The sequence below is a fragment of the Phaeobacter sp. NW0010-22 genome (genome assembly GCF_040365955.1).
Classification (GTDB): Bacteria; Pseudomonadota; Alphaproteobacteria; order Rhodobacterales; family Rhodobacteraceae; genus OMPR01.
The window spans coordinates 241,027-266,711 of record NZ_BAABWT010000002.1 but is presented as its reverse complement, the minus strand read 5'-3'; the positions used below and the strand labels follow the sequence as shown (position 1 = coordinate 266,711).

Here is a 25,685-nt window from a genome sequence, read left to right as displayed (position 1 = left end):
AGAAACGAGTATGGGCGCTACTGATGCATGAGAAAAACAATGCTCGCTAGCCGCATTGTTTGTGCTTCGACCATTCAAGTCGCGCAAAAAGAGGATCAACGATCCAGTCACCGCTTTTGAGGGGACTTCGGCGGGCAGGATTTAGATGGTGTCTTTGCATCCCTTTCGAGCCGAGTTTTTCGAAGCCGGGCGTTCTTGAGCTGTCTTTGCTCTGCTTCTTCGGTGACCATTTCCCGAACGACCCGCGATGTTTTGTCCATCGCTGTTTCCGCCTTGGGAACGTGTGCATTGAAGACATTTGATTTTGTCAGCTTTGCCAATGGTTATTCTCCTAACCGTTTTCAACGTTGCATTCGTCAATTGAGTATTTCAGGTCGGCACCAGGTGATTGCTTGGTCCTTGGGAGGCACGTGCACGTGGTGAGGGATTGCCACAGAGCAGCTTTGTCCTAACGTCAGGAGCGGACATTGCACTCATCAAGGCACTATAATTCATTTGGAATCTCATTTCGGATCCCACCTTCTGCGCCGGTTCGCAGGTGCCTATGACAAGATGATCGCTTGTTGCGCCAAGAAGCCTTTTTCCGGGAGGTATTGAAAGCCCAAGAACGTCTGTATCTTGGTGCCCAATAGCCAAGATCATTCGTTCGCTCTGTCCACTTTTTGGCACAAGGTGAAGCCTTTTGAAAACCGGATCACAGATGCTATGGGGAAGCGGGAAAGGCTTGGACCCGGATTCAATAACTTCGGCGACAAGCGTAAAGGCGTCCGTGTACATCCCACCTATCTGAAGGCCGGAAACCGGGTCTACACCCAGAAGTATTGCTTCCCCCAACCTTAGATCGTTGATGCGACCAGTTGGGTTTTCAGCAAAGGCCCAGGGTAGGTTGGCAGAGTTACCGCCAGACACCGTCTGAAAAAATGGGCCACACTGAGCTTCAGTGTCATTGGCAAGGTCAGATAGGGCCTCCATTTCGGCAGCATTCGGGGCAGTTCCGCTGAGGCATGCATAGTTTGCTCCGATGCCTTTCAGCGCGACACCGGGCAAATCCACCACTTGCTGCGCAATTGCACCGAGGTCTCTAGGCATAATCCCCTCGCGCAGATCCCCCATCTCGACCATCAGGATAATGCCGTGAACCGTGTCTTTCCGCGATGCCGCAGCGGCCAAGGCTGCGATCACAGGCATCTCTGTGTTATAGCTGGCCTCACAGAATTGGATGACTTGGTCAATCTGGCTCAACATTGGTGTACGGATCAAAGTGATCGAGCATGTTATGCCCGCCTTACGTAATTTCCGCACATTACTAAGGCGCGCTTCCGCTAGAGCGAGAACGCCACCGTCCAGCATGGCCTGAGCGATGGTTGGATGCCCGCACACCGCCTTGGTCACACCAGTAACACTGATACCGCGTGTCTTGAGGCGCCCGACCACAGTCTGCGCATTGTGGCGTATCTTGTTCAGATGCACCTCAATGCGGGGGGTGTTCATATCGCAGCCACAGGTGTGGAATGACGCAGGCCAGGATAAGCGGTGACAACCATTGCAAGCAAGTACGATGTCGGCCGGCTAAGTACATCCGTTACAGGCAACCCGAGTATTTGTGACTGTGCGGCGATAATGTCGGTGATCTCGGCCTCAGACATCCCCTCGTGATTGAGCGTGACGCCGATGACTTTTGTGTCAGCAAACGCTTCGATAAGGGCAATCTCACTTGCGGGCTTGGGCATTGGCATATTGGGAAAATCACAGCGATGTGCGCGCTTTGGAGCGTGCTGAAGGATCACGGCGTCCGGCTGGCTGCCTCGCAGGATAAAGGCGGATGTGCAGAACGCTGGATGACTCAACGCCCCTTGTCCTTCGATCAATATGACGTCGGGTTGTTCAGCCTCGGAAGCGTCAACAATCGCACCTTCAAGCTCACCGCAACAGAACTGCGGTGGCACGGCATCCATGGCCACACCGTATTTTGCACCCTGCATCAAACCCGTTTGGCCAGTACCAACAAGAACAGTCTTGATACCTCTTGCGTTCAAGGCGCGGGCTAATACGGTCGCTGTTGTCCGCTTTCCAATGGCACAATCGGTTCCAAGAACCGCTATTCGCAGCGCCGACACTCTTGCAATACTGCCATCGAACAGGCGCATATCTTTGCTGGGTTTAGGTTTTCGAATATCGCGGATGGTGACATTGCGTTCGACTGCAAAAGACGAGATTTCAGGGTCATCGCTCAGATATTCATGCAATCCACTGACGATGCTCATACCCAGCGAAATCGCGTCGAGAACGACGTCGCGATCTGTCGGTGAGAGTCTCCCCGAAGATGGTGCCATCCCGTAAATGAGAGTATCTGGGATTACGGCTTCATGGACGACAGCAGCGTCCAAACTTTTGAAGACCGGAATGTGGTTTACTGCATCGTCAAGAACCAGCCCGCTGTCTTCACCGTCGTGGTCGCTATCGATGACAGACAGGATCCTGTAGGCCTCTGAATGACGAACAAGACCATTTGCAGTTTTGCCGTCAATTTTAGCAAAGTTACCCTGGCAATAGACAATCGCAGTTGGTGGCAAGACGATCTGAGCGGCAGAGGTCGAGTTTATGGGTTCGTCGCGGACCAATGGCGGCGCTTGTGCGCCGCTGACTGGACGACGGATGGTGTTTCCCGCGCTAAAGTCGGTTTTCATGATGTTTCCTTTGTGTGGTCGACACCCAAGGCAACACGGTCGTTGCCATTGGATTTTGAAGTCAAAATCGCCATGCTGCGCAATCAATTGTCGAGAACGCACAGACCTTTGGACAATTTGAAATTCTTGTTGCAGCCCCAACGGTTTCCGGACCTGTCAAGATGAGCATTTGCAGGGATGTCTATAAATTCGCAGATCGCACCTGAGGCAGCGTATCCCCGGTCGCACTTCCATCCTGTACCGTAATTTGAATCGTCCAAGTAGGCATGTTCAGGGATCACAACGGCCGCGCATGAGCCATCCTGTTCAAAGAATCCACGTTCGCATGTCCAAGGCTGCCCGTATCTTGATGAATTCAGATATGCGTTTTCTGGGACAACAATGGCGACGCAAAGGTCGCCCAATGCTTTAAACCCACGACTGCATTCCCACGTTGGCCGATAGGTAGCAGATGCGAGGTAACCGTTTTCGGGCACGACAATTTCTTGGCATATGTCCTCGATTTTGAGAAAACCGCGAGAGCAATGCCAGCGCTCGCCTGATGGATCAAGAAATCCGCCGTCAGGTACAATCACGGCAACACAAGCGGTATCATCTTTCTTGCGAAAACCATGAAGACATTCCCAACCAGAACCATAGGTGCGGTTGGTCGGATACGCATTTTCTGGCACTATGACAACGGCGCAGACGTCGCCATTCAGCCTATACCCGGCGTTACATTTCCAGCCGTCACCGTAGCTCCTTGCAGTGGCATTTTCAGGCACAGATTGCGATGTGGATTGAGCATATGCAGGCGTTGAAATCAGAAGCAGGGCACAGAGTGGGAACACCAGCAGCGCTGCCATTATCTGAAGGCCTGATGACAGATGTGCCCGCCAAGTTGTCCGACAAAGTTGCGGTCTTGCCTCTAAGTTATGATCCATCCAATTCAAGCCCCGCGAGACAGGCCTCTGCAAGGTCGCGGCTTGGCGTATCCGACCCCGGCAGTGTAGCCCAACCCGTATCCATCATAGCCTTGCGGCGACTGAAGCCAGAGGCCTCTTGGAGAGTTGCGATTATTTCTTCGCGCTTGGGGTCAGCGGTTGACCTGTTCAGGCAAACCGGCACCATCGCGAGCGTCACTTCTTCGCTTGCATGGTCCTTCGCCATTTTTTCAGCGCTACCGCTGGTTGTCCAACCGCCCCAAGAAAAGCCAAGGATTGAGACCGCAATCGCACCGCACAAAGCACCGTAGATGCCTGGTTTCGTCCATTCTGGAAATGTCATTCTAAATCCTCTGGCGGAGAAAGCGCCGCCTCGCTGTTTTGTGTCTTTTGCGCAATCTTGATCTCGTGCCAGAGCCATTCCCATGGCGCGAGGACCGATAGGGCGCAGTTCGGGCCTACCGGTAAGTCATCTGATCAACAGATGGGCTGTGGGCTTATGGCAAGTTGTCGGTATGTCTGATCACCACAAACGGATCAACCAACGTCACAAGCGATGTGGTCGTGCGCGAATACATCGGCAACTTTCCCAAACATCAGATCCCAGTAGAGGACGAGACAGCTGAATTTTCATGATGGAAGAACGTAGTTTACTCTGGCAGGCGATACGCCTAGGCCGCAGAAAACCAGAACCTTAGTGGGTTCTACATAGCCACTTGGCGGCGGAATTACAACGTTCATGGGCCTAACGCTTTTTCCAAGGCCCCGATACTGATGAAAGAATTGGTTTCAATCTAGCATTTGCCTTATGTATCGGCAAATCTGTAACCATTTATGTAGCCTCTTTAGTATGCCCATCTGAAGCCGACATTCGTTGCATAACAGAGAACACGTTTTGAGGGCTCCAAGCGACCGTTCGCTGATTTGGGCACAAATGTTCGCATTGGATTGCCTGCCGCCATTGCAAGTGCCCAAAGTCGGTAGCAATGTTCTGGACCAAGGATGGAATATACCCCGAATCGTCTTACTGTCGGCAACTCAAGGCCGACGAAATCTGCCAACCCAATTGGCTGATATAGCTTTTTCCGCACACTCAATACGGGAAGGTTCCAGGAACTACGCGGTGAATTTTCAGTTTTTTTCATTCTCGGTCTTGACGTCGCCACCAAAGTTCCTCCAGCCTTGGAGCATGACCAACGCATGCATCAACTGCCAGCGAATATCGATCTGAGGTCGATAGCCCACACGGAAACCTGTGGGAGGCAGCATTGGTATGCGGGCGGGGTTTATGTTCCTGTAATTGCTCCAGATTAGAGTGCACGAGTCGGTTCGATTCCGACGCCTCCTACCATTTATTGGAGGCAAAACATGTCTGACAACTCTGGATCCAAAGACGAGCCCACACGCCCGCTCAAATTGCATGCAAACGAAGATTTGGTAGCGGAAATCAAAACCCGCATTGTGAATCGCGAGCTCAAAGAGGCGGTTCTGTTCGATATGAGCACCGGCCGAATTTACTCTGATCTCGAATTGGAGAGTCGGCGCATTCTAGGCTTGGGCGCCGTGATGAAAACCGTCTTTCCGATGATTGCCTTTGACGCGGACAGCCGAACTCATTGTCGTGTTGCTGACCTTCTGGTCGATCTACCTGACAATGATTTCAGCGCACTGAGGTCGGTTGTGCAGGCTGAGGTTCAAGAGGGTCTTAGCCGGTTGGTCGCCCGTATAGAGAACCTTAACCCGGACGATCCATCCGGAGCGAATGAGGAGTTGGAGTCATCCGATGACTGAAGGCTTCGACTACGACGACATCCGTGGATCGGTCGAGAAACACCTCGGCGAGGACAATGTCGGCTGGGTTCAGATCGTCACCGAGTGTTTCGAAAACATCAAACTGCACTGTGACAAGGTCGAAAAGAGTTATCCTACCGTCGGCCAGATCAAGCAGAAATACGGTTCCCTTCGCATCCACCTGGATGGCGTGCGAGAAGACCCGTTCATCCAGTCGATTCTGAGGGAGGCGGTTCAGAAAGCAGACAGATCATGCGAGCGCTGCGGAAACGCCTCGGTGATTCAGTGCATCGGTTACCGGTATGCTAATCTGTGCTGCTGGCATGCCCATGAGGCAGCCGCCGAACGAATGGCGAACTTTCCGACGGTCAGCTTGAATACCCGAGTCCGGAGCGAAGCTCTCCAGTGCCGCAGCTGTGGCTACTTCGGGCAAATCTCCTGGGGTGTCTCTGGTCACCGGTGTCCCGCCTGCGTCTCAAAGGGGTGGTGAGATGGAGGCCGACACAACATGGATTGATGGCGAGGTTTTTGCCCTGGCCGGGTTCGATCACGACAACGCGGACATCGTCAGGGTGGCCCTGAATGCTGTGAGGGATTGCGACTGTTGGGACACCATCAAAAGCATGGTTCTCGAAACGGCTAAAGTCGAAGATCTCAGGGAGGTCCTGTGCAATCGGGTCGAGGAGGCCGCACAATACAGCGACGACCCGGAAGATTGGCGCGAAGTTGAATTTGATCGGTTGACGGAGATTGATCCGCTTGCAGCAATCAACGGAGCCAAAGCGTTGGATCAGATGGCCACCAGGGATATCTGGTTGAATGTCATGGCACTCATCGCGAAGGCCCACGCAAAGGCAACTTCTCAGGATGTCTGTACCGGAAGTGGAAAACAGCCAGGAGCTGCTCGCTACCTCGTCGACAAAGTGAACTTCGAATACCTGCCTCGGAACCTTCAAAGGGACATGCCAGCCCATATCCGGGAACTCGTCGAGTGGAGTGAGCGGTTTGCCAGGTTGGCATCCCTGAATGACCTGGACACACTCCGGGCCGTGTCCAGACGCTTCCCTCATTGCGAGCGGCTCATTGAAGGTATTGCTGAGGGCATTGAAACCAGCTGGGGCATGGGATCGGACATCATCCAAATCCCGCCCACACTTCTTGTCGGGTCACCAGGCATTGGCAAAACTGCGGTGGCCAGGCAGGCCTGTAAGGCGCTTGATCTGCATGCTCAAATTGCAAATGTCGGCGGGAAATCCGAAAATCATCTGTTTGGTTTATCCGCTGGGTGGCACACTGCGCATCCCGGAATCGTAACAGACGCGGTTGCTACAGCCCGAGTTCTGAACCCGGTGATCATCCTGGACGAGATCGACAAGACACATTCCGGGCGCAACGGGGACATAACTGGCGAACTCCTGGGCATGCTGGAGCCGTTGGAAGCCAGGCGCTACCGGGAGAAGTACCTAGCAGCTGACGTGGACGCCAGCCATGTAAGCTGGATCCTCACAGCGAATGATCTGGAAAACGTTCCGGCTCCGCTACGCAGGCGCTGTACGATTTACGAGATCCCGGTGCCGACACTGGATCAGCTGCCAGAGATCATCACGAGCCTGGCGGACGAGTACGCCTCAGAGCACAGGCTAAGGCGGGAGTTCTTCAGGCTGGATGTCGGTGATGTTGAAGCCCTCACGGAGACCTACAAGGTCCACAACTCCGTCCGGTTCCTGAACCGGCTGGTCCGTGGCCTCCTGCACCACAAGTCGAGAAACCTTGCACGAAACTGAAGGAGCGTATGCCTGGCGGCCCGGGGCACGCCCGGGCTGAACAACCTGCTTAGCGATCAGTGCAGCCAATCACATGAAAGGAACGAGGATGCTGACAGTTGTTGTTTATGTGAACGAAACGCCAGTCGCCAGGGCGCTGGTCGGCAATATGTCCGATCTCGCGGATGTTAGCGACTACAAGGTCCGGGCGGTCGAGCAGGGAGCGCCGGACCTGGGTATCCCGGCCAGCGATGTCACCGGCTTGATCAAGGGCCATCCACGCAGAACCAGTGTCTGGCACCTGGTTCGCAAGATCGCGGAGGTGGCAACAAGCGAACATGGCGGTTCAGGTGCCGGAACTGAGTGGTGAGAGCAGTTTCATCAGAATCCAATCGCTTCGCCGATCTCAAAAAAAATCCGATCTGGCCCTGAAGGATCAACCCGGCTCCCGCTTGAGCGACAACAACGAAAGGAACCACATCAATGACTAGACCCAGACAAGAAGCAACATTCAAACCACTTCAATTTCGAGTAACGGAGGAGGAGTTTGATTATTTCTCAAAGATGGCAGCCGAATTCGCAGGCTTCACAAAGGGTGCAAAGACCACGTTCTTTCGCGAGCTGGTTTCGCACTACACCTCTCGCTCCAGTCGGTTGAGATGGTCTGCGAAGCCTGGAGCCGCCTTCTTGATCCATTCTGGGAACAGGCAAAGCACGAAGTACGCGAGAGTTTTGCCTATGAAGGCCTTCCCAAGGGGTACATCGCGCTCGAAGCCATTCTGGAAAAGCTCAGGATCGACGTGGAACGTTCTGCGGTGATCTTTGAACAGATGACCCAAGTCGTCGGCGCCGCCGAGCAGTTGTCCCGAAACCATGCCCCCGAGATCGGGGGGCGGGTTTCGGTCGTGCTCTTCTCAAAGGGGTCAGGTCAACTCTAGGCTGGGTTTGGCAGCCCATAGACGCCGAAAATGGGACCCTGAACGACAAGCCAGATTTGAAACCTTGATTGCCACTGGCTGATTAAGGACAAAACACTAATGTTCTCTGACGTTACAGAGGCAGGCACGAGTGAAAGCCCAGATGACTCCTAATTCAGACTTTCAAGGCAAACCTCGATGCAGAAGGAATCCCATATTCCGACTACGGGACCGCTTTCGCTAAAGAGTGGCTTCAGGTGTTTTTCCACGACTCCGAAGGCAATGTTATCGAGGTGCACCAGGAAGTGGCTTAGGTTCGAGAGACGTTGAATTTAACTATCGAACACAAGATTTTTGACGCGTTCCGTTTCAGATACTGACTTCAGTGGCCCTCCGAACCGCGAGAACGGCCGCTGCATAATCGCCCAGTGAAATTCCCCGAAATGCAAAAGCTGCCGGTCGAGCGCCGATGTCTTTCCCGTCCTCTCCCGAGACCAATTCGGTCAGGTCGGCTCTGATACACTCATAGGCAAGCATTGGTTTGTCGCTTTCAGCCTCTTGCTTCCGGTCATCAACGATGACGGTCTTGAAAGCGCTCAAACTCTCGGGCTTCCATGGAATACAGGCATCGGTAATGGCGGCAAATGCATCTGGCTTGAGCCAATGGGCATCGAGGAAAGGCTCAACAGTGTAATCAAGGGTTATCGATGAGACCACGAGATCTGCGTCGTGCAGGGCGGCTTTTGGTTCGTCAGAAACCTCTACCTCAAGACCGATATCGCGGGCATGTCGGCACAACTTGTCGATGCCGGCCTTGCCGCGACCGAAGACTCGGATGCGTTTCAGAGGGAAGAGATCGTGGAAGGCATTCAAATGAGAATGGGCCTGCACGCCCGCTCCGACGAATGTGAGCGTTTCGGCTTCCGGGTCAGCAAGACGCCGAGCCGCCACGACGGACAATGCAGCTGTTCTTACCGCTGTGATCCAGTTCGCTCCGAGGATGGCGCGCAAAAGCCCGGTCTGGGCGTCCAGCACCATGATAGCACCATTGATCGCTGGCAGACCTTTCGCCGGGTTATCAGGGCAGACAGTCACCTGTTTGACCACGATGAACCCATCATCGCCCGCCGCCAAGGTAGACATCGCATAGCGTCCATCACCGGGAAGGATGGCCGTTTTGGGCGCTGTGTGAAGCCGCCCTTTCGCCTTGTCAATCAACGCAGCTTCGATGGCGTCAGCGACTTCGGAAGGCCGAATGCCGAGCGCCTCCAGGTCATTATCGGAAAGGTAAAGAAAAGATCCGTTTGTGTTCATTGCGCCTGCTTTCGGTGTCTCTGACAGGGAAGTCTATCATGATGTACGACCGGCATCGTGCATTTCCGAAAATTATCAATCAGCTAGGGTAGCCAGGTCCCTCAATTTGACCAGATGTCCACGGCTGGTTTTGCCTTCAATCGCAGCGCCGTGGGTTTTGATGCCCCGTTTGGCGAGGCCCGAAAGCAGTTTCCGTGACGTCGTATTTCTTGACTTGGCGATTGTGCCCAAGGGAACAAATTCACTTTGAAAGGCTGCCAGTTGCATTGGACTCACGAGGAAACTAACCCCAGTACCGTGAGACACAGTCCGAGATTCCAATAGCCCTTCCTTGCACCAATGCGTCACTGATTGAGCTTTCCACCCCGTCAACTTCGCAACATCGTTGGCCGTCCAATCCAAAGAGTGCCGTTCTGATTTCAGAACGTATTCTACGTCGGTTTTCTGGAACCTGAACTCTGCAAGCTTCGCGTCCGGGGAAACCGCAATAGCCTGGACTGCTCCCTCACAAATCAGTTCCATTAGTTTCTTCAAAGCTACTTTGTCAGTCGTACGACGCTGCGTGAGGTTTGAAAAGGCAACGGTGTCGCCCCCTGCATCTGTTGCCGCGACCCGAATGCGTGCGACAAGTTCGATTAGGGAGGCGGAAAAGAATCTTCCATCTGCAAGTACCGGCCGCTCGGACTCTGGAACTTCGAAGATCACACCACATTCCTTGAGGAGGTCAAATTGCTTGCGCCCAACTCCGAGAAACTCCTTGGCTTGCATACCGCTCCAAAAAGCTCGGCGTTCTGAAGCAATGATTGCCACTTCAAATTTTGGGATCACCACATGCTGATGCCCGAAGCCGCTTTGGTTGATTTTGCCCGCGATTTCCCCTTTCTGAACGGCTTCGACCAGGCGCTGTGCGCTAACTCCCAAGCGCTCGGCGACTTCCTTTGCTGGCAGCCAGTCTCTCGTTGCGCCGGAAACCAGGCGTCCTGGGTGCGAACCGTTGAACTCTCTTCCAACCACACGCCCCACAGCCTCTTTGAATGGATCATAAGCTGGATCCCGAAACTGCATGAGCCGATGATACCAATTGCCCAAACATTCTGGCGCACTCGCTGCGTTAGAATTGCCTGCTCTTAGTCGTTGTTCAACGTGGGTTTCGAAGCCCTTTGGCCAATCTGTGAGCAGAGATGCCAACGGCTCCAGGAGCTGAATCGTATCTTCAACCGTCCTAGGACGCTTTGTTTTTCCAGCTTTCCCTGTTCGGTTTTCTCCAAAACCCGACGCCAAGAAGTGAACGAACCTGCCAATATTCTTCAGTAAGTGTGGAGCTGTCTCCAATGCTTCGACTAAGGGTCCAGCGCCAGAGACTGCTCGTGCAACAACACACTCGTGTTCGGGCGCTTGAAGGCGAGGAAGCCGATCCAACGAAAACCCACATGAGCAAAGACAATACCCTCCTGTGTTCGGGCTGAGCCGTTCCCTACAATTGGGGCAATCATCCACAAGCCTCAAGCCATGATCATGGCAAGCGCTGACCAAGGCGTGGCGCCAATGAGCTTGGTATGGCTTTTTCTCCGCTAGGCACTGCGGACATACAGGATCAGTGTGAAGTCGCTCGAAATGCCAATCCCGACAGGCTTCCTTTGGAGGAGAGCATGGGGCAAGCGGCTCAAGTGAGCCTCGAGGGAGTTTCAGCTCGCTTTCGATTTCCGATAGGTTGTCAACTAGTTTGCGCCCGTATTTCGTGCCCAGTTCTCCGAGGAAATCGGCCGTGGTGTAGTGTGCTTTCGCACGCCCTACGCGCCTCAGGTAACCCAACAGGCTTTCGGAGATTGTCGGGGCTAGAGGGTTCGGGCCAAGCGGGTTCATGCAGCCTCAAGTGCCTCCAGATCAGCGAGGGATTCAGGGGTTACTTCCAGCCCGGCGTCTTGCATTACGCGAATGTAGGCACGAACGAGATCGATCTTCTGAGGAATCTCAGTTTCGAACAAGTAGCGAGCATTCAAGCTCTTTTGCGTCAGCGTTAGAACGCCCTCAGAGATTTCCTTGAATGTAAGCGTTCGGGATTTCATCTTCAGAACAGCAACCTGAAGCACTCGCACCATCATTCCTATGCGACCGCCGGTAACGCCGTACAATCTAACGACCATGTCTTCGAAGTCGAAGTCCAAACGAGCTCCAGCGGCTTGCAGATTGCACAATGCTTCAGAAAGAGCCGCAGCAAAGCCAGTGGCATCAGAACTGCTGGACCACGAATAGGGGTTGAGTTCAATTGTGGACAGCGTTCGGTCCCTCAATTGTTCATTCTCGTCAATGAGACTCTGGAACTTGGGTAAGCCAGCGAGGATCAGCGTGATGCCAGTTTGATCAATCAGCCACTTAAAATGATCGGTTGCTCCACGTTTGGAGAGGTGGGCTCCTCGTTCTGCACAGTGACTGCATTCGTCCAATGCGATGACCCGAATACCTTTGTCGCGAACGGCAAAACACAAGCGTGCCTGTAAGTCATGTGCGCTCTGGTTGGGGCTAGCCTTTACCCCTACAGCTTCCAGCATTGCGGTAATCAGAGTTTTGCTGTTTGGCTTGGTTGGAATGCTTCCAATGACGAAGTCACTAACGCCTGCCAATCCAGAATACTCCAACAGATCATTGCTCATCTCAGGCGGTTGACCGAGTTGTACCTGAGTGTCCCGAAGGAGTTGTGACTTGCCGCAACGCGTAGGCCCAGAAAGAAAGATGGCTGACCCTTGGATTGAACGTGCGATGGACACTGCTTCAATGAGCCGGTTTGATGCCTCGACATAGTTCGGGTGGTGGATTGTTTGGCCAAGCGCCGCTAGCATGCTGTCGGTCATTATTGATTACCTCCATTATTCATGAAGTTGGGCATTTTTTGGGGCAATTCGAATTTGGGTTTTTCACTCGAAACCGGCAGTTCGGAGACCCCTGTCCTGTCCATCACCTTGCGGGACCGGGCCAGGATATCTTGGCGGCGATGTTCCTTCGCAGCCTTCTCTTTGGACTTTGCGGTCTTTGTTCGGGCTTTGGGCTCTTCCTCAAACAGGTGCAGCGCCATGGCGGCAATCAATGCCTTTTCCTTGAGCTCTTCATCTTCGGGAGTGAACGTTTCCTTTCGAAGCCTGGCCAGTTCGTCAAAGGATAGTGCTGGGCACTCTTCGTACTTGGTCGGTACAAAGAAGTGCTCGCCCGACAGGTAGTCCAACACCGCAATTTCTCGGATGTCATTTGGGTCGATGCGGATATCAACTTCGGTCGGCACTCCGATTCGTTTCAAGTAACTTGCCAACTCCGGGCTGTGATAAGTTACGCCACGATAAGGAATGCCATATCTTTGCGCCTTTCGCGTTACCGCTTGCACCATGAACATTTCCCGAAGTTGATGGGGGTTCGGCGGCAATGGTGGAAAACATTCCTTGGAAGTCCGTTTCCACGACTGCATTGGACACTCGACGGTCCTTAGTACGTGTTGAACCCTACGCCGAGGCATCCGCGCGTATATGTCGTATCGCCACCTCTGAAGTAATGTTTCGACTTGTCGAAGAGTTAGACGCGCTTCCAGTTTCGCCTTTTCCGTCCGGTCTCTTGGGCCAATTACAGATGTCTGTGACGCACCATGGAATCCCGTCACAAATCGGCTGAGCTCCAGAAAAAACCTTTCGATAAAGGGCTTTCTATCTGGGCGACCGGGTATCATTTTGCGCCATTCCAGACCTGAGCAATCAATGACCGAATGCAAAACATCGCCACTGTTTTCAGTACCCTGATCGGTGATCAATAGCTGGGGTGTACCGCATGTTTGAAAGTCGTTTTCGATGCCATGCGTCAAGAAAAAATCTCGGCCTTTAGGTTCCAAAATTTCTTTCACGGTTCGGGATACCAAAGCTGCGTCTGGGCGACTCCAGCTGAGCTGCATCCCGAGAATAACGCCGGTCGCGCAATCTATCGCTACACAGACATTAGGGCGGCCAATCGGGTTCCCGTCACCATCAACGCACCACACATCAAGAACAGAACAATCGAGCTCAACCCTCTCAAGAGGAGTGAAAACTTGTTGGTACTCCACTGCCATGAGGAAGCGCCTATTCGCTTCTTTGTCCCCAGCGCGTCTACTAAGCAATCCCGCATGTGGGAGGGAATACACGATTGCTTCAACGCATTTCCGCCCATAAGGGCCGGGTGTCTTTTCCTCGATTTTGCACTGCGCCAGATAAACCCTCTCGGCTTGCCGTGAAATCCAGGCGATGGACTTCAAGTCATCCTCGATGAAGTGTTTTTCCAACAGATCCAAGACGACCTCTTGAAACTCCTGGTCATACCGTGCAACTCGATTTCCAGACTTGAAGTTCTTGGACCGCAATCCTTCCTTACCTTCAGTAAGATACTGTTCGCGCCATTTTTGCATGGTCCTGACTGTTGGGAACGGTCTCTTTCGGGCCGTCAGCATCGGATGAGCTTCAAGCTCCTCCATGATTTTTGTTCTTCTGTTCGGCCACGAGTACCCACGCTGCTCAAGTTCGTTAGCTTTCCGAAGAACCAATTCGCGGAATCGCGTTTCGCTGTTTTCTTCCGGAGTTCCCAACCTTTTTGAGGATGCCGATTGACCAGACGAGTGCACCACAGCACCAAGCGCGAAGAGCTCCCTGAACTGATCATTCGAAATATCCCTTTGGGTCCCGTCCTCATCCCTAAGTACAACCCGGTTTTGGCGGTGATCGGTCTCTTCGATCACATATTGTACGGTTTCGACAATTATTTGCCATCCGACGTAAGACTGTTCAGAATCCATCATAGAGGGAGTACCTCCAGGTAAGATGTGTCACCCCCTGAAAGTTGGCCAATTGACTTGGGGCGAAGCATTCCGGCCTTAAAGTCAACGGCGACGTGACCAGACGCGATTGAACTGAGCAAATCTTCCTGGCTGCATTCAAGAGATGCCATCAACCAGTCAAGTCTGAATGTCTGTCCACCCACTGAGGATAGGGCGTCTAAGAACTCATTTGATGGTGACATTCTCAAGTATGGTTGGAGTGATCTAATATTGTGCACCAAGTCTCTGGTGAGAAATCGGTCTGTGATGACCAAAAGTTCCAGGCCAAGGGCTTTGAAAGTCACGGGCAGCAAAAGAGTACTGTCATTGTGTTGGAGAAGCCTGGAGTGGCGAACCTCTACGAACAGCCTTCGACCGCCAAAACAGTGAACTTCAAAATCCGGCGTATAAGGCTTCGGCTTGTATCCCGTTCCTTTGAATTTGTTGATCAACTCAGCTTTTGTCGCGTACGAACGCCCCGACTTGAGATCGAATGTACAAGGTTGAGGACGGATGGCCTTGACCTTTGGATGAAGGTCACAGCCAAACGCAAAGCTTGCCTCAAGACCGCTTTCAGTCTGGATCACTCCTTGCGCTTTCCTTGGCGACAAGAAGTGAGACTTCTTCTTTTGCCCTTTTTGCCAAGCTTGGCGTGCAGGGTTTTCTGCTCTACTGTCGATTTTCATAGGGATACCCCTACAATAATGACGTCACCAACTGCAATTAGTTATTGACGATCTTCAATAATGGTAGATTACCGATGCTTAAAAGCAACGGCCTCGAAGACGTGGCAAAAAAAGAGAGTTGGGTGGAGTTTGGTGAAGCCCTAGAAGAAGCAGTCGATAACCCAATAAAATATGGCTTTCGCACACCAACAGAAGTTTTAAACCGGGTTGCAGTACTAAGGGGGAAGCGAACCCATACTCTGAGAAATCCGCTCGAAGCGTACAAATGGCTAAAAAAGAGACACCCCAACGTCGAAAAAGGGAGACCGGCTTGGTTAGGCATGACGCTGGTATTATTTTTGATGAAGATAGAGGAACTGGATCAAGCGACAGCTGAAAAACTCGCTCCGCAGGTGTTTGGGGGGCAGATGAGACAGGTCCAGTTGAAGGCTGAATTCGACCGGCTCCGACAAGAACGTGCTGACGAACACGCAAAAGCAGATCTTTCAAAGCTGTCTTCACCGCAACGAGCGCAAATCTTCGATCAAACCGTTTTCAAATTTCTCATGCAGTACGGCCCGAAAGTGTTTGGGACTGAGAGCATGCAGCTAAAAGATGGACGAAGCTTAGGCTCTCTCTATCCTGATTATGTTGTAGAGATTGATAACCAGCCAAAAGTAGCAATTGAGATCAATGCTTACAGGCAAAGAGTAGAGCGACAGTTCACGGTCAACACACTTGGTTATCTGTGGTTATTAAGAAAGCTAGTACCGGAAGCTCTCCTAATTGTTCCGCAGGGATCTGGATACGAGCTAAATCAACTAGCTAAGCTTCGTGATGAGATAGGCTTGGATGGTATACGTTTTGCAACGCTTCCGGAAACAGGTGCCCCACGCTTTGAAGACCTGGTGGTTCAAGAGTAGTGGAAGCCATCCTGGCGGTTCTGAGTGTCAGGCAATTTGATTGGAATAGTTCTGTAACCTTGAGGCTTCCCTGATAAACTTGGCATTGGTGGGGTTGTTTTAGGTGGTTGTGCACAGCGGCCAGCGCTGCAAGGTCGAGTAGCCGCCCACAGCAGCAGTCATTCAAGACAAACGCAGCGGAAGTCGGCTCCCGGCCTATTCCTGCCGTTCACCCTTACCTCCAATGCCGCAACACGGCTTCACCAAACCGGACGTTCGGTGTTCAGCCTTTGGCGTACCAGCCATTGTCAACATACGTGGCATTACCGTTCACAAAACTGGCTTCATCCGATGCAAGGAACACCACAGCCGCAGCTACCTCTTCTGGATAGCAAATGCGCCCTTGGGTGGCTGCCATGCCAGAGTCTTCCCATTCTTGTCCAGCGGCATCCAGTTCAGCTATTTCTTTGAGGCCGTGCGCGGTTTCAACAAAGCCCGGACAGACTGCGTTACATCGGATGCCGGCATCGCGGTACTCGGTTGAAATCGTGCGAGCCAGTTGTAGAACAGCGCCTTTGGACATGCAGTAGACTGACTCAAGCGCATAGCCAAGTTCGGCCGCAATCGACGAAGTGATGATGATTGACCCACCGCCATTTGCGCTCATGTCCTGCACGGCACGGCGGCAGGTTAGAAAAGCGGATTTCACGTTTACGTCCATCAGCCAGTCGTATTCTTCTTCGCTGGTTTCATGCATTGCTTTGACAATTATTGTGCCAGCATGATTGAACAGCACGTTGTACGGCCCAAAGGTTTCAAGTGCGGCATCAAAGGCAGCGTTAACTTCGGCATCCTTGGTCACATCTGCATGAAAAAAGGCAGCTTGGCCACCAGCGTCGCGGATCATGTCGACGGTTTTGTACCCCTCTTCATCCTGAATATCGAAGATGCTGACCTTCGCGCCTTCTTCGGCAAACATCAGCGCGGTCGCCCGGCCCATGCCGGTGGCGCCTCCGGTGATGACTGCGACTTTTCCGGCCAAACGACCATTCGGAGTTTTCAGGCTATTGGTCATATCGGTGTCTCTCGTCAAAGGGCGTTAGATGCATTCTCCGCCATCAATGACCAACGCGTGTCCGGTCATGAAAGTGGACATGTCAGAGGCCAGAAACAGGATGGAATCGGCCATTTCATCCGTGGTTCCCCAGCGTCCCATCGGGATCGTTTGCGCCACGTAGTTTTCAAGATTTTCTCGGCCACCCATCTGGGTCTCAAACCCGGCGTTAAAGGGCGTATCGATGAATCCGGGGCAAAGCGCATTGAACCGCACATTGTCCTTGGCATAATCCGCAGCCATTTGCCGGGTCATGGCGACAACCGCATGTTTGGTCGTCGCGTAGGCGATCATCTCGCGGTCGTATTGAACGCCTGAGTTCGACGAGGTGATGATGATGCTTCCGCCGCCTTGATCGCGCATGTGCCCAACAGCCGCGCGCGATGCGATAAAATGCGAGCGCACGTTTAGTCGCCACGACATGTCCATACCTTCGACTGGGACCTGCTCCAGATTTCCCTCGATCTGGTAGCCAGCATGAGAGTGCAGGACATCAATGCGCCCATGGGTTCTTACGATCCTATCGACCTCGGCCTTGACCGCCTGATCGTCGGTAACGTCCAGCCCAGACGAGACCGCCTTCAGCCCCTCGCCGCGCAGGTCTTCGACCACCAACGCGGCCTTCTCGGCGTCCAGATCTGTCACCACCACCTGCGCACCATGGCGTGCCATGGCCATCGCACCTGCCCGGCCAATGCCCGATCCAGCGCCTGTTACCAGTACAACTTTGCCGTCAAGCATGGGAAATGTGTGGGTCTTGAGAGTTTTTTCCGCAAGGGTCATCGGGACTTCTTGCCTCCGCGTTGAAGCAACAACTGGGCTGTAATCAGCAGGAACAGGGACACACCCATCACCATCGTCCCGATTGCGTTGATTTCCGGGGTCACGCCACGTCGGATCGAAGAGAAGACATAGATTGGAAGCGTCGTCTCGGAACCTGCCACGAAGAATGCGATGATGAAGTCATCAAAGCTGAACGTGAAGCTGAGCAGAAAGCCTGCGAGAATGGCGGGAAAGATCATCGGCAGAGTAACCTGCCGAAAAGTCCCCATCGGCGTGGCATAGAGGTCCGAAGAAGCTTCGGTCAGGGCACGGTCCATGCCAGCAAGCCGGGCGCGCACGATAATCACCACCAACGCCATAAGGAACATCGTGTGGGCTGCAATCAAAGACCCAATCCCCATGCGTAGCTTCGGAGGCTCAAACCCGTTTGGCCAGATCGCTGCAATCAATGGGTTAAATTGGTCAAACACCGTCACAAGACCAATCAGGGTGGCAATGCCGATCACGATGCCGGGAATCATCACTGCGACATAGATCAACATATCAAAGGCCGCGCGTACCGGGCCGCGGATGCCTTGCAATGCCACGGCTGCCATGGTGCCAAAGACGCTGGCACAAAGCGCTGAGCAAAACGCCACGATCAGGCTGGTTTCCAGTGCATCCATCACAAAGGGATTTGACAACGCTTTGCCATACCACTTGGTTGAGAACCCCTGAAGCTGGCTCGCGTGGCGTCCAGCGTTAAAGCTGAACAGGGCGATCACACCAATCGGGATGTAAAGAAAAAGGTAAACGCAGATTGCATAAAGTCTCATCGGTTCGCCTCACATGATCGACACGTCTTCACGGCTTGCGCCGAGGCGGCTGATGAGCCGCATGTAGATCGTGACAGTAATCAGCATGACCACCACAAGGGTGACCGCCACCGCCGATCCGTAAGCCCAATTGCGCGATTGCAGGAACAGATCGACCAGCGCATTGCCGACAAAGAAGACCTTGCCACCACCGAGAAGCGCAGGGATCAGATATTCACCCATCAAAAGGATAAAGACGAGCATACAGCCGGTCGCAATGCCGGGGATCGAAAGTGGGAGCGTGATCTGCAAAAAGGTTTTCCAAGGCTTCGCGCCCAAGTCTGACGAGGCCTCAAGCAGGCGTTTGTCCAGCTTGTCTAGGCTGACATAAATCGGGAACACCATCAGCGGCAGATACCCGTAGATAATGCCAATGAGCACCGCGAATGGCGTGTTGATCAGGCGCAGGCCTTCAATACCAACCCATTCAAGAAGGGCAGGAATACCACGCCCGCCGAGCAGGAAAATCCAAGCATAGCTGCGGATCAGGATCGAGGTCCAGAATGGCACGATCACCAGCACCAGCAGGATGGTTTTCCACTTGGGGTTCGCCTTCACAGCCAGAAAATAGGCCAGAGGATAGGCAATAAGCAGCGCCGACAAGGTGCCAATAGGCGCTAGGGTCATCGTGTTTTTGAACGCCGCCCACCGCGCCGGGAGATTGGCATATTGTTCAGTGGTGAGAGCGAGCACAACGCCTCCGGACGGTGCTCGCTCTCCAAAGCTAAAGATGAAAACAACAGTCAGCGGGATAATCAGCATCACCAGGAACCAGGTTCCTGCTGGTGCCAATAACAGCCAATTGCGTGTGCGTTGCGTCATGTTTTTTTCACCTTGGTTCGGATCAGGCCGATTTGAACCGTGCCATCAGCTCGGCACGGTTTGGATCAGTCAGTGTCACTGCCGCGCCAAACTCGAGTGGGCTAAGCAGTTCTTGGGCCGGGAAGATGATCGGATCAGATTTCAGGTCATCTGGCAGTTGGTCATAGGTTCGGGAATCCGCCGTCGGATAACCATGCGCCAACACTTCTTTCGCGTTCACACTCGGATTCAGCATGAAGTTGATCAAAGCATAGGCCGCAGCCTTGCGCTCGGAGCTTTTCGGAATGGCCCAGTAGTCACTCCAGATTTCGCCACCCTCTTTGCCAAGAACATAGGCGATCTCGGGCATATCTGTATTGAGCTGTTTGCCGTCACCAGACCAGCAGATGGTCAGCCATGCGTCGCCATTGCGCATACCCGGCTGATAATCCGATGTGATCGCGAAAAGATGCGGTTTCACGTCGATCAGCAGTTTCTCGGCATCCGCGAGCTCTTTTTCGTCAACTGAGTTGAACGAGTACCCAAATGCGTTCAGCGCGCTGCCAATGGTGGTCAGCTGATAGTCATGCACGATGGTACGACCCGAGAACTTGTCCATGGTGATGTCAAAGAACTCTCTCCACGACGAGATCGCATTTCCGCCGTTGTGTTTGGTGTTCACGGCCATGCCGGTCGATCCCCAGTTCTTGGGAACGCCGTAGAGCTTGCCGTTGACCGAGCCCGCCTCGGCGTAACGCGCATCAAAGGCCGACGCGTCAAAGTTCGGCAACAACGAGGTATCCAGGGGTTCGATCAGGTCCTCTTTGACGTAATCCTCGAAGGTGTAGTTGGTCGGTACATAAACATCCCAACCGGTGGCACCGGCCTGAAGCTTGGCCAGCATCTCTTCGTTTGAGCCGAACACGTTGACCTGTACATGCGCGCCAGTCGCCTCGGTAAAGGCGTCAAAGTTGGCTGGATCGTGATAGTTCGGCCAAGTGGCCAAAACCACGCGATCACCAATATCGCCAGCAAATGCGGGCTGCGGGCGCAGACCGGGCACCGAAGCCCCCATCACGGCCGCTGCGGCACCAAGGCCAGTCACATTCAGAAAATCACGTCGTGTAATCGAGCCCTTTCTGTAGCTCTCAAGTTTTTCCATGAACTCCTTTTTGGAGATATGGTCGATGGTTTTCTTAGTCATTGTCATTACTCCCTGTCGTTATGGTCTTGGGTTAGTTTCGGTCGAGTATCAGCGCCGCTGCCGCCTCCCACGAAACCGTCGCTGTGTCACCCACGGCAAATGCGCCTTCAGTGAGGTCAGCTTGACGCGGTGCAAGCACAAGAAAGTCGCCGAGAGTTTCGTGGGTCACGAGGTATTCGGTGTGTTCTCCAAGAAAGATCCGGTTGTGGACCTCAACCTGAAGCCCCTCGCCCTTTCGGTTCAGCTTCATCTGTTCGGGGCGCACGCTGATGCAGACATCTTGACCATCCGTCAGGCCATCCCCAGCGACGCCCTGAACCTGCATTCCATTTTCAAGCGTGACGCCAAACAATCCGTCAGATGCGCCCTGAAGTTTGCCGTTAAAGAAATTGGAGGTTCCCACAAAGTCAGCAACATAGCGGGAATTTGGACGATCATAGAGCTCTTGCGGACTGCCAATCTGCACGATCCGACCCTCGCGCATGATGCAAATACGGTCGCTCATCGACAGGGCTTCTTCCTGATCGTGCGTGACCAGCACAAAGGTGATGCCCAACTGCCGTTGCAAATCCTGCAATTCTATTTGCATCTCTTTGCGCAGCTTACGGTCAAGCGCAGCCATGGGTTCGTCCAACAGCAGCAGTTTGGGTTCGTTGATAATTGCCCGGGCCAAGGCAACGCGCTGTTGCTGTCCGCCCGACATTTCCCAAATCTTCCGATCTTCAAACCCACCCAACCGAACAACATCCAAAGCTCTGCTGACGCGCTCGGCAATCTGCGTTTTGGGAAGCCGGGGGCGGATTTGGCGCAACCCGTAGCCGATGTTCTGCGCCACGGTCATATGTGGAAACAGTGCATATTGCTGGAACACCATGTTCACAGGGCGGTGGTGCGCCTCCAGAGTGTTGACCACTTGCCCGTCTAGCAGCACATCCCCGTCGCTCGGGGACTCAAACCCTGCCAGCATGCGCAGTGCGGTTGTCTTTCCGCATCCAGACGGCCCTAGGAACGATAGAAACTCACCCTCTGCAATTGTCAGGTTCAGATCGCTGGCGGCCACGACTTCGCCAAAACGTTTTGTAACGCCGCGAAGTTCCGCAATCGGTTTTTTCTCAGTCAGCTCACTTTGGCTGACATATACCCCAGTTGTCATTTATTTCTATCTTTTTCCGATTTGCTGACTACTATCCATTTCGGAAAAACTGTATGAAAAACTCATTTCAGTGTATATACCACGTTTTTAGTATATCAATCTGAATGGCGGAGCACGGGGGAGGATCATGAAAGTTCCGTACGAAGCAACCGGAACGCTCATTGACGCTATCGGCACAGAGAGCTTTCCACAAACATTGTCTGATGCGCTAAGGCAGATCACCCCTTTCGATTACACTGTCGTGTTCGGGTACTTTGGCCAGGCGCGACCTTTGGATTTGTTTGACGATTTTCCAAGAAGCAAACGCAAGGTCTTTGTTGAGGATTATCAAGAAGGCCCTTACTTGCTTGATCCATTTTATCTGGTTTGCGAAACGGATTTCGTTCCGGGACTACATCGCATACGTGATCTCGCCCCCGATAGGTTCTTCCAAGGTGAGTATTACCGTAGCTACTACGCGCGGACGGGTTTGGCGGAAGAAATCGGATTTGTCATCAAGCTACTTGACGGCGCGACCGTTGTAGTTTCTGCCATGCGCGCCGAAAAGGCCTTCTCGGCAAAAGACATTCGGCAAATCAATGAGTTCTGGCCAGTTGTACAAGCCACATGCAAACGCCACTGGAACGATCTCGCCACCCATTTTGGGTCAGGCGAAGGCAGCTCAACAGGCGATGATCTTTATCAGAGCGTAGCCCTTGCCTTTACCAATTTCGGACAGGGTGTCCTGACCCCAAGAGAGCGCCAGGTCGTCGAATACACGCTCAAAGGTCATTCCGCAGATGCCGTCGGCCGGATTCTCGAGATTTCGCCGGGCACGGTGCGTATCCACCGTAGAAACGTGTATTCAAAGCTGCAAATCCGATCTCAGGGAGAGTTGTTTTCAAAGTTCATTGATGCGTTGGTTTCAGGCGGATCTCCTTAGCCAACATGCTTCACGAAAACTCCGAATGGCTGCTTCCTTCTGTGCCCTAGCTCCAGAGTTGCCTAGTGCCCTTGTTGGTCGACCGCTTAGGGCTACGTTAGAATAAATGCACATACAGCAGCACAGCTGCGGATTCACGTCTGCAAGGGGCCGCTTCCGGCCTGATACGTTTGCGGAAAGTAAACAGGTCTATGGAGTCCGCTCAGGGCTTGGAGTCGACCCACGGCAGCGCAGAGAGAATCTTGATTTAATGCGATTGTGGATGGCCGCTTTCAACGTTTTGGTTTGTCAGGTTCGCGCCTGCGGCGAATTCACACTATCCGTCCAAAGTGCCCGATTGCCTTTGCAGCCTTGAGGCTGAAACAAGATGGAGAAGAAATTCCTACATCTGAGCGTCAAAAGCTATTTCGTACTTCAAGGAAATCGTTCTTGCCAGTAATCACGACATGCTGAATGAGAACGCTGCAACGTTCTTCCAAGGCAGCGGTTCGTATATTCAGTTCGAATAGCGATGATGTTTACTGTCGTCGCGAAAAACTATGGGCGAACTATGCAAAATTATGGGGTGTGCGAAGTGCTATACGCACACCTACACAGGCCTAGAAGTCTAGATTTTCTACACTCAGCGCATTCTTCTGGATGAATTCCCGGCGCGGTTCGACAACATCACCCATAAGTTTGGTGAATAGGTCATCTGCCTCCACCATGTCGTCAACTTTTACCTGCAACAATGTACGCGCATCCGGGTCCAATGTGGTCTCCCACAACTGGTCAGGATTCATCTCACCCAAACCCTTGTAGCGTTGCAGCGATAGTCCTTTTTCACCCTCGTCTAGTATAGACTTGAGCAATCCAAGCGGTCCATGAATGACCTGCGAGCGATCACGACGAACGAGTTGACCTGTGGTAGAGTAAATTTCCTGCAAGTTCTTGGTAAAGCTACCTGTTTTACGGGCTTCTCCGGACCGCAGCATTGGACCATCCAACGTGCGTACCTCTTCTACGCCTCGTAGGATGCGGGCCAAACGGATGCCGTGATCTTGGGTAATGCGCCCCTGCCAGCCCTGTTCGTATTCTTGTGCAATCTGGTTCAGGCGGTGCGCGACTTTGTCTGCCACGCCTTGCAGATCCGAATCCACCGCACCGGGGACAAACGCCCCTGCGACGGCGGCCTGTTCTAGAATGTGACGCGGGTAATGCGTCGGGAAAGCATCCAAAACACGCTTGAGCTGGCGGGCTTCGTCAACAACGCGAGTCAAATCCTGACCGACCAACTCTTCGCCAGATCCCAGTTTCAGAACTGCGCCATCGACGCCCTGATTGACCAAGTACTCATCCATTGCCGCTTGATCTTTCAGGTACACTTCGGATTTGCCACGGCTGACTTTGTACAAAGGTGGCTGTGCAATGTACAAATATCCACCTTCGATCAGCGCAGGCATTTGGCGATAGAAGAAGGTCAGCAACAAGGTCCGAATGTGGGCCCCATCGACGTCCGCATCTGTCATGATGACAATCTTGTGGTAGCGCAGCTTGTCGATGTTGAATTCGTCGCGGCCAATGCCGGTTCCCAAAGCCATCACCAGATTGCCAATTTCTTGAGATCCCAGCATCCGGTCAAAGCGTGCCCGCTCAACGTTGAGGATCTTACCCTTCAAAGGCAGGATCGCTTGGGTCTGTCGATCACGCCCTGTTTGGGCAGAACCACCGGCCGAGTCACCCTCCACCAGGAAAACTTCGGTTTTGGATGGATCTTTTTCCGAGCAATCTTTGAGTTTACCGGCGAGGTAATTCACATCCATCGCGGTTTTGCGACGGGTCAGTTCACGTGCTTTACGGGCGGCTTCGCGCGCTAGGGCGGCCTCGACGATCTTGCCGACGATTTGCTTGGCGATGTTCGGATTCTCTTCGAACCATTCAGCCAATTTTTCGTTCACCAGACCTTCGACTGCGGGGCGCACTTCGGAAGACACGAGTTTGTCTTTGGTCTGAGAGCTGAATTTGGGGTCGGGCACTTTGACTGACAGAACGCAGGTCAAACCTTCGCGCGCGTCATCGCCGGTAAAGCTGATCTTTTCCTTTTTGGCGATGCCACTGGATTGCGCATAGTTGTTGATCGTCCGCGTCAACGCCCCGCGAAAACCGGCCATATGGGTGCCGCCATCGCGTTGCGGGATGTTGTTCGTAAAGGGCAGAACGGACTCATGATAGCTGTCGTTCCACCACATCGCCACTTCGACGCCGATGTCATCACGCTCACCGGTGATAAAAATCGGTTCTTCCATGACGGGGCTTTTGGACCGGTCCAGATATTTGACGAATTCTTTGACGCCACCTTCGTAGAACAACTCGGACTTCAACGCCTCGGCAGGACGTTCGTCGATCAAGATGATACGAACGCCTGAGTTCAAAAAGGCCAGTTCACGCAGCCGTCGCTCAAGCGTTTCAAAGGAATAATCGAGGTTCGAAAACGTATCGGTAGAGGCGAGAAACCGAACTTCGGTGCCGGTTTGATCGCCACACTCACCAACGACCTTTAGATGTTCCGCAGTGTCGCCGTGTTCAAAACGGGCGACATGCTCTTTGCCATCGCGCCAAATGCGCAGTTCAAGCCAGTTCGACAGAGCATTTACAACGGACACACCCACACCGTGCAGACCCCCTGAAACCTTGTACGAATTGCTGTCGAATTTACCGCCCGCGTGCAGCTGGGTCATGATGACTTCAGCTGCTGAAACGCCTTCTTCTTCGTGAATTCCGACTGGGATACCGCGCCCGTTGTCGCTGACGGAAATACTGGAATCGGCGTGGATTTTGACGGTTACGTGGTCTGCGTGACCTGCCAAAGCTTCGTCAATTCCGTTGTCCACGACTTCGTACACCATATGGTGCAGGCCCGAGCCATCGTCCGTGTCCCCAATGTACATGCCGGGGCGTTTTCGAACAGCCTCCAAGCCTTTGAGAACTTTGATAGAATCGGCGCCGTATTCTTCGGTCGTCTGTGCGGCTTCGGACATCCGAAATTTCCTTCATTTTTTTGTCATGTTATACGTTCTCTGGTGGGCAATGT

General features: G+C 53.1%; 23 protein-coding genes and 1 pseudogene. 7 read left to right on the top strand and 17 right to left on the bottom strand.

The annotated features are described in order from the left end of the window. Window positions 1-369 precede the first annotated feature (369 nt). The 4 genes from ABWV33_RS05495 to ABWV33_RS05480 form a co-directional block, all read right to left on the bottom strand. Entirely contained in the window at window positions 370-1,491 is a 1,122-nt protein-coding gene (locus tag ABWV33_RS05495; RefSeq protein ID WP_353329403.1) for an alanine/ornithine racemase family PLP-dependent enzyme, read from the bottom strand. After that, on the bottom strand, window positions 1,488-2,687 hold the full coding sequence (locus ABWV33_RS05490) for an N-acetyltransferase DgcN family protein (RefSeq protein WP_353329402.1): 1,200 nt from the start codon (window positions 2,685-2,687) through the stop codon (window positions 1,488-1,490). The genes ABWV33_RS05495 and ABWV33_RS05490 overlap by 4 nt, the downstream gene beginning before the upstream one ends. Before the next feature lie 83 nt (window positions 2,688-2,770). Continuing rightward, window positions 2,771-3,532 (bottom strand): hypothetical protein, encoded by a 762-nt coding sequence (locus ABWV33_RS05485; RefSeq protein ID WP_353329401.1) that lies wholly within the window; start codon window positions 3,530-3,532, stop codon window positions 2,771-2,773. Between the two features lie 67 nt (window positions 3,533-3,599). Next, window positions 3,600-3,953 (bottom strand): hypothetical protein, encoded by a 354-nt coding sequence (locus ABWV33_RS05480; RefSeq protein ID WP_353329400.1) that lies wholly within the window; start codon window positions 3,951-3,953, stop codon window positions 3,600-3,602. A gap of 1,025 nt (window positions 3,954-4,978) precedes the next feature. Between ABWV33_RS05480 and ABWV33_RS05475 the strand changes: the two genes are divergently transcribed. The 5 genes from ABWV33_RS05475 (at window position 4,979) to ABWV33_RS05455 (ending at window position 8,102) form a co-directional block, all read left to right on the top strand. Further along, window positions 4,979-5,401, top strand: coding sequence for a hypothetical protein (locus ABWV33_RS05475; RefSeq protein ID WP_353329399.1), 423 nt, complete (start codon window positions 4,979-4,981; stop codon window positions 5,399-5,401). Further along, window positions 5,394-5,891 carry a hypothetical protein gene (locus ABWV33_RS05470; RefSeq protein WP_353329398.1) on the top strand — a complete coding sequence of 166 codons (498 nt, stop codon included), beginning with the start codon at window positions 5,394-5,396 and terminating at the stop codon, window positions 5,889-5,891. Before ABWV33_RS05475 ends, ABWV33_RS05470 begins: the two co-directional genes overlap by 8 nt. A 1-nt stretch (window position 5,892) precedes the next feature. After that, a complete protein-coding gene (locus ABWV33_RS05465) occupies window positions 5,893-7,185 on the top strand; it encodes an AAA family ATPase (protein WP_353329397.1) in 1,293 nt (430 codons plus the stop codon). Window positions 7,186-7,273: 88 nt separating this feature from the next. Continuing rightward, window positions 7,274-7,534: a hypothetical protein gene (locus ABWV33_RS05460; RefSeq protein ID WP_353329396.1), complete on the top strand. Its 261-nt coding sequence runs from the start codon at window positions 7,274-7,276 to the stop codon at window positions 7,532-7,534. A gap of 289 nt (window positions 7,535-7,823) precedes the next feature. Next, a complete protein-coding gene (locus ABWV33_RS05455) occupies window positions 7,824-8,102 on the top strand; it encodes a hypothetical protein (protein WP_353329395.1) in 279 nt (92 codons plus the stop codon). Window positions 8,103-8,450: 348 nt separating this feature from the next. Here the strand turns inward: ABWV33_RS05455 and ABWV33_RS05450 are convergent, their stop codons facing one another. The 6 genes and pseudogenes from ABWV33_RS05450 to ABWV33_RS05425 all read right to left on the bottom strand — a co-directional run bounded on the left by ABWV33_RS05450 (window position 8,451) and on the right by ABWV33_RS05425 (window position 14,903). Beyond that, window positions 8,451-9,395 carry an ornithine cyclodeaminase family protein gene (locus ABWV33_RS05450; RefSeq protein ID WP_353329394.1) on the bottom strand — a complete coding sequence of 315 codons (945 nt, stop codon included), beginning with the start codon at window positions 9,393-9,395 and terminating at the stop codon, window positions 8,451-8,453. Between the two features lie 75 nt (window positions 9,396-9,470). After that, window positions 9,471-10,727: a hypothetical protein gene (locus tag ABWV33_RS05445; protein ID WP_353329631.1), complete on the bottom strand. Its 1,257-nt coding sequence runs from the start codon at window positions 10,725-10,727 to the stop codon at window positions 9,471-9,473. A gap of 177 nt (window positions 10,728-10,904) precedes the next feature. Beyond that, a pseudogene (locus ABWV33_RS05440) lies at window positions 10,905-11,258 on the bottom strand (TniQ family protein); the annotation flags it as partial. Continuing rightward, on the bottom strand, window positions 11,255-12,244 hold the full coding sequence (locus tag ABWV33_RS05435) for a TniB family NTP-binding protein (RefSeq protein WP_353329393.1): 990 nt from the start codon (window positions 12,242-12,244) through the stop codon (window positions 11,255-11,257). The gene ABWV33_RS05435 and the pseudogene ABWV33_RS05440, both read right to left, overlap by 4 nt. Then, window positions 12,244-14,199, bottom strand: coding sequence for a TnsB C-terminal domain-containing protein (locus ABWV33_RS05430; protein ID WP_353329392.1), 1,956 nt, complete (start codon window positions 14,197-14,199; stop codon window positions 12,244-12,246). The genes ABWV33_RS05435 and ABWV33_RS05430 overlap by 1 nt, the downstream gene beginning before the upstream one ends. Next, a complete protein-coding gene (locus ABWV33_RS05425) occupies window positions 14,196-14,903 on the bottom strand; it encodes a hypothetical protein (RefSeq protein ID WP_353329391.1) in 708 nt (235 codons plus the stop codon). The genes ABWV33_RS05430 and ABWV33_RS05425 overlap by 4 nt, the downstream gene beginning before the upstream one ends. Before the next feature lie 74 nt (window positions 14,904-14,977). Here ABWV33_RS05425 and ABWV33_RS05420 point away from each other — a divergent pair, with 74 nt between their 5' ends. Then, window positions 14,978-15,805, top strand: a complete 828-nt coding sequence (locus ABWV33_RS05420) for a hypothetical protein (RefSeq protein ID WP_353329390.1) — start codon at window positions 14,978-14,980, stop codon at window positions 15,803-15,805. 262 nt (window positions 15,806-16,067) lie between these two features. On the opposite strand, the gene ABWV33_RS05415 is transcribed toward ABWV33_RS05420, so the two are convergent. Genes ABWV33_RS05415 through ABWV33_RS05390 form a run of 6 tightly spaced genes read right to left on the bottom strand, consistent with a single transcriptional unit; the run spans window position 16,068 to window position 21,693 of the window. After that, window positions 16,068-16,859: an SDR family NAD(P)-dependent oxidoreductase gene (locus ABWV33_RS05415; RefSeq protein ID WP_353329389.1), complete on the bottom strand. Its 792-nt coding sequence runs from the start codon at window positions 16,857-16,859 to the stop codon at window positions 16,068-16,070. Window positions 16,860-16,883: 24 nt separating this feature from the next. Beyond that, window positions 16,884-17,681, bottom strand: a complete 798-nt coding sequence (locus tag ABWV33_RS05410; protein WP_496780078.1) for an SDR family NAD(P)-dependent oxidoreductase — start codon at window positions 17,679-17,681, stop codon at window positions 16,884-16,886. After that, window positions 17,678-18,496, bottom strand: coding sequence for an ABC transporter permease (locus ABWV33_RS05405; RefSeq protein WP_353329388.1), 819 nt, complete (start codon window positions 18,494-18,496; stop codon window positions 17,678-17,680). Before ABWV33_RS05405 ends, ABWV33_RS05410 begins: the two co-directional genes overlap by 4 nt. Window positions 18,497-18,505: 9 nt before the next feature. Beyond that, window positions 18,506-19,357, bottom strand: coding sequence for an ABC transporter permease (locus tag ABWV33_RS05400; RefSeq protein WP_353329387.1), 852 nt, complete (start codon window positions 19,355-19,357; stop codon window positions 18,506-18,508). 22 nt (window positions 19,358-19,379) lie between these two features. Beyond that, window positions 19,380-20,540 (bottom strand): ABC transporter substrate-binding protein, encoded by a 1,161-nt coding sequence (locus ABWV33_RS05395; protein ID WP_353329386.1) that lies wholly within the window; start codon window positions 20,538-20,540, stop codon window positions 19,380-19,382. 31 nt (window positions 20,541-20,571) lie between these two features. Further along, window positions 20,572-21,693, bottom strand: coding sequence for an ABC transporter ATP-binding protein (locus ABWV33_RS05390; protein WP_353329385.1), 1,122 nt, complete (start codon window positions 21,691-21,693; stop codon window positions 20,572-20,574). Between the two features lie 127 nt (window positions 21,694-21,820). Here ABWV33_RS05390 and ABWV33_RS05385 point away from each other — a divergent pair, with 127 nt between their 5' ends. Next, a complete protein-coding gene (locus ABWV33_RS05385) occupies window positions 21,821-22,615 on the top strand; it encodes a helix-turn-helix transcriptional regulator (protein ID WP_353329384.1) in 795 nt (264 codons plus the stop codon). A 599-nt stretch (window positions 22,616-23,214) separates the two neighbouring features. Here ABWV33_RS05385 and gyrB read toward each other — a convergent pair. After that, window positions 23,215-25,632: a DNA topoisomerase (ATP-hydrolyzing) subunit B gene (gene gyrB / locus ABWV33_RS05380; RefSeq protein ID WP_113822451.1), complete on the bottom strand. Its 2,418-nt coding sequence runs from the start codon at window positions 25,630-25,632 to the stop codon at window positions 23,215-23,217. Window positions 25,633-25,685 lie beyond the last annotated feature (53 nt).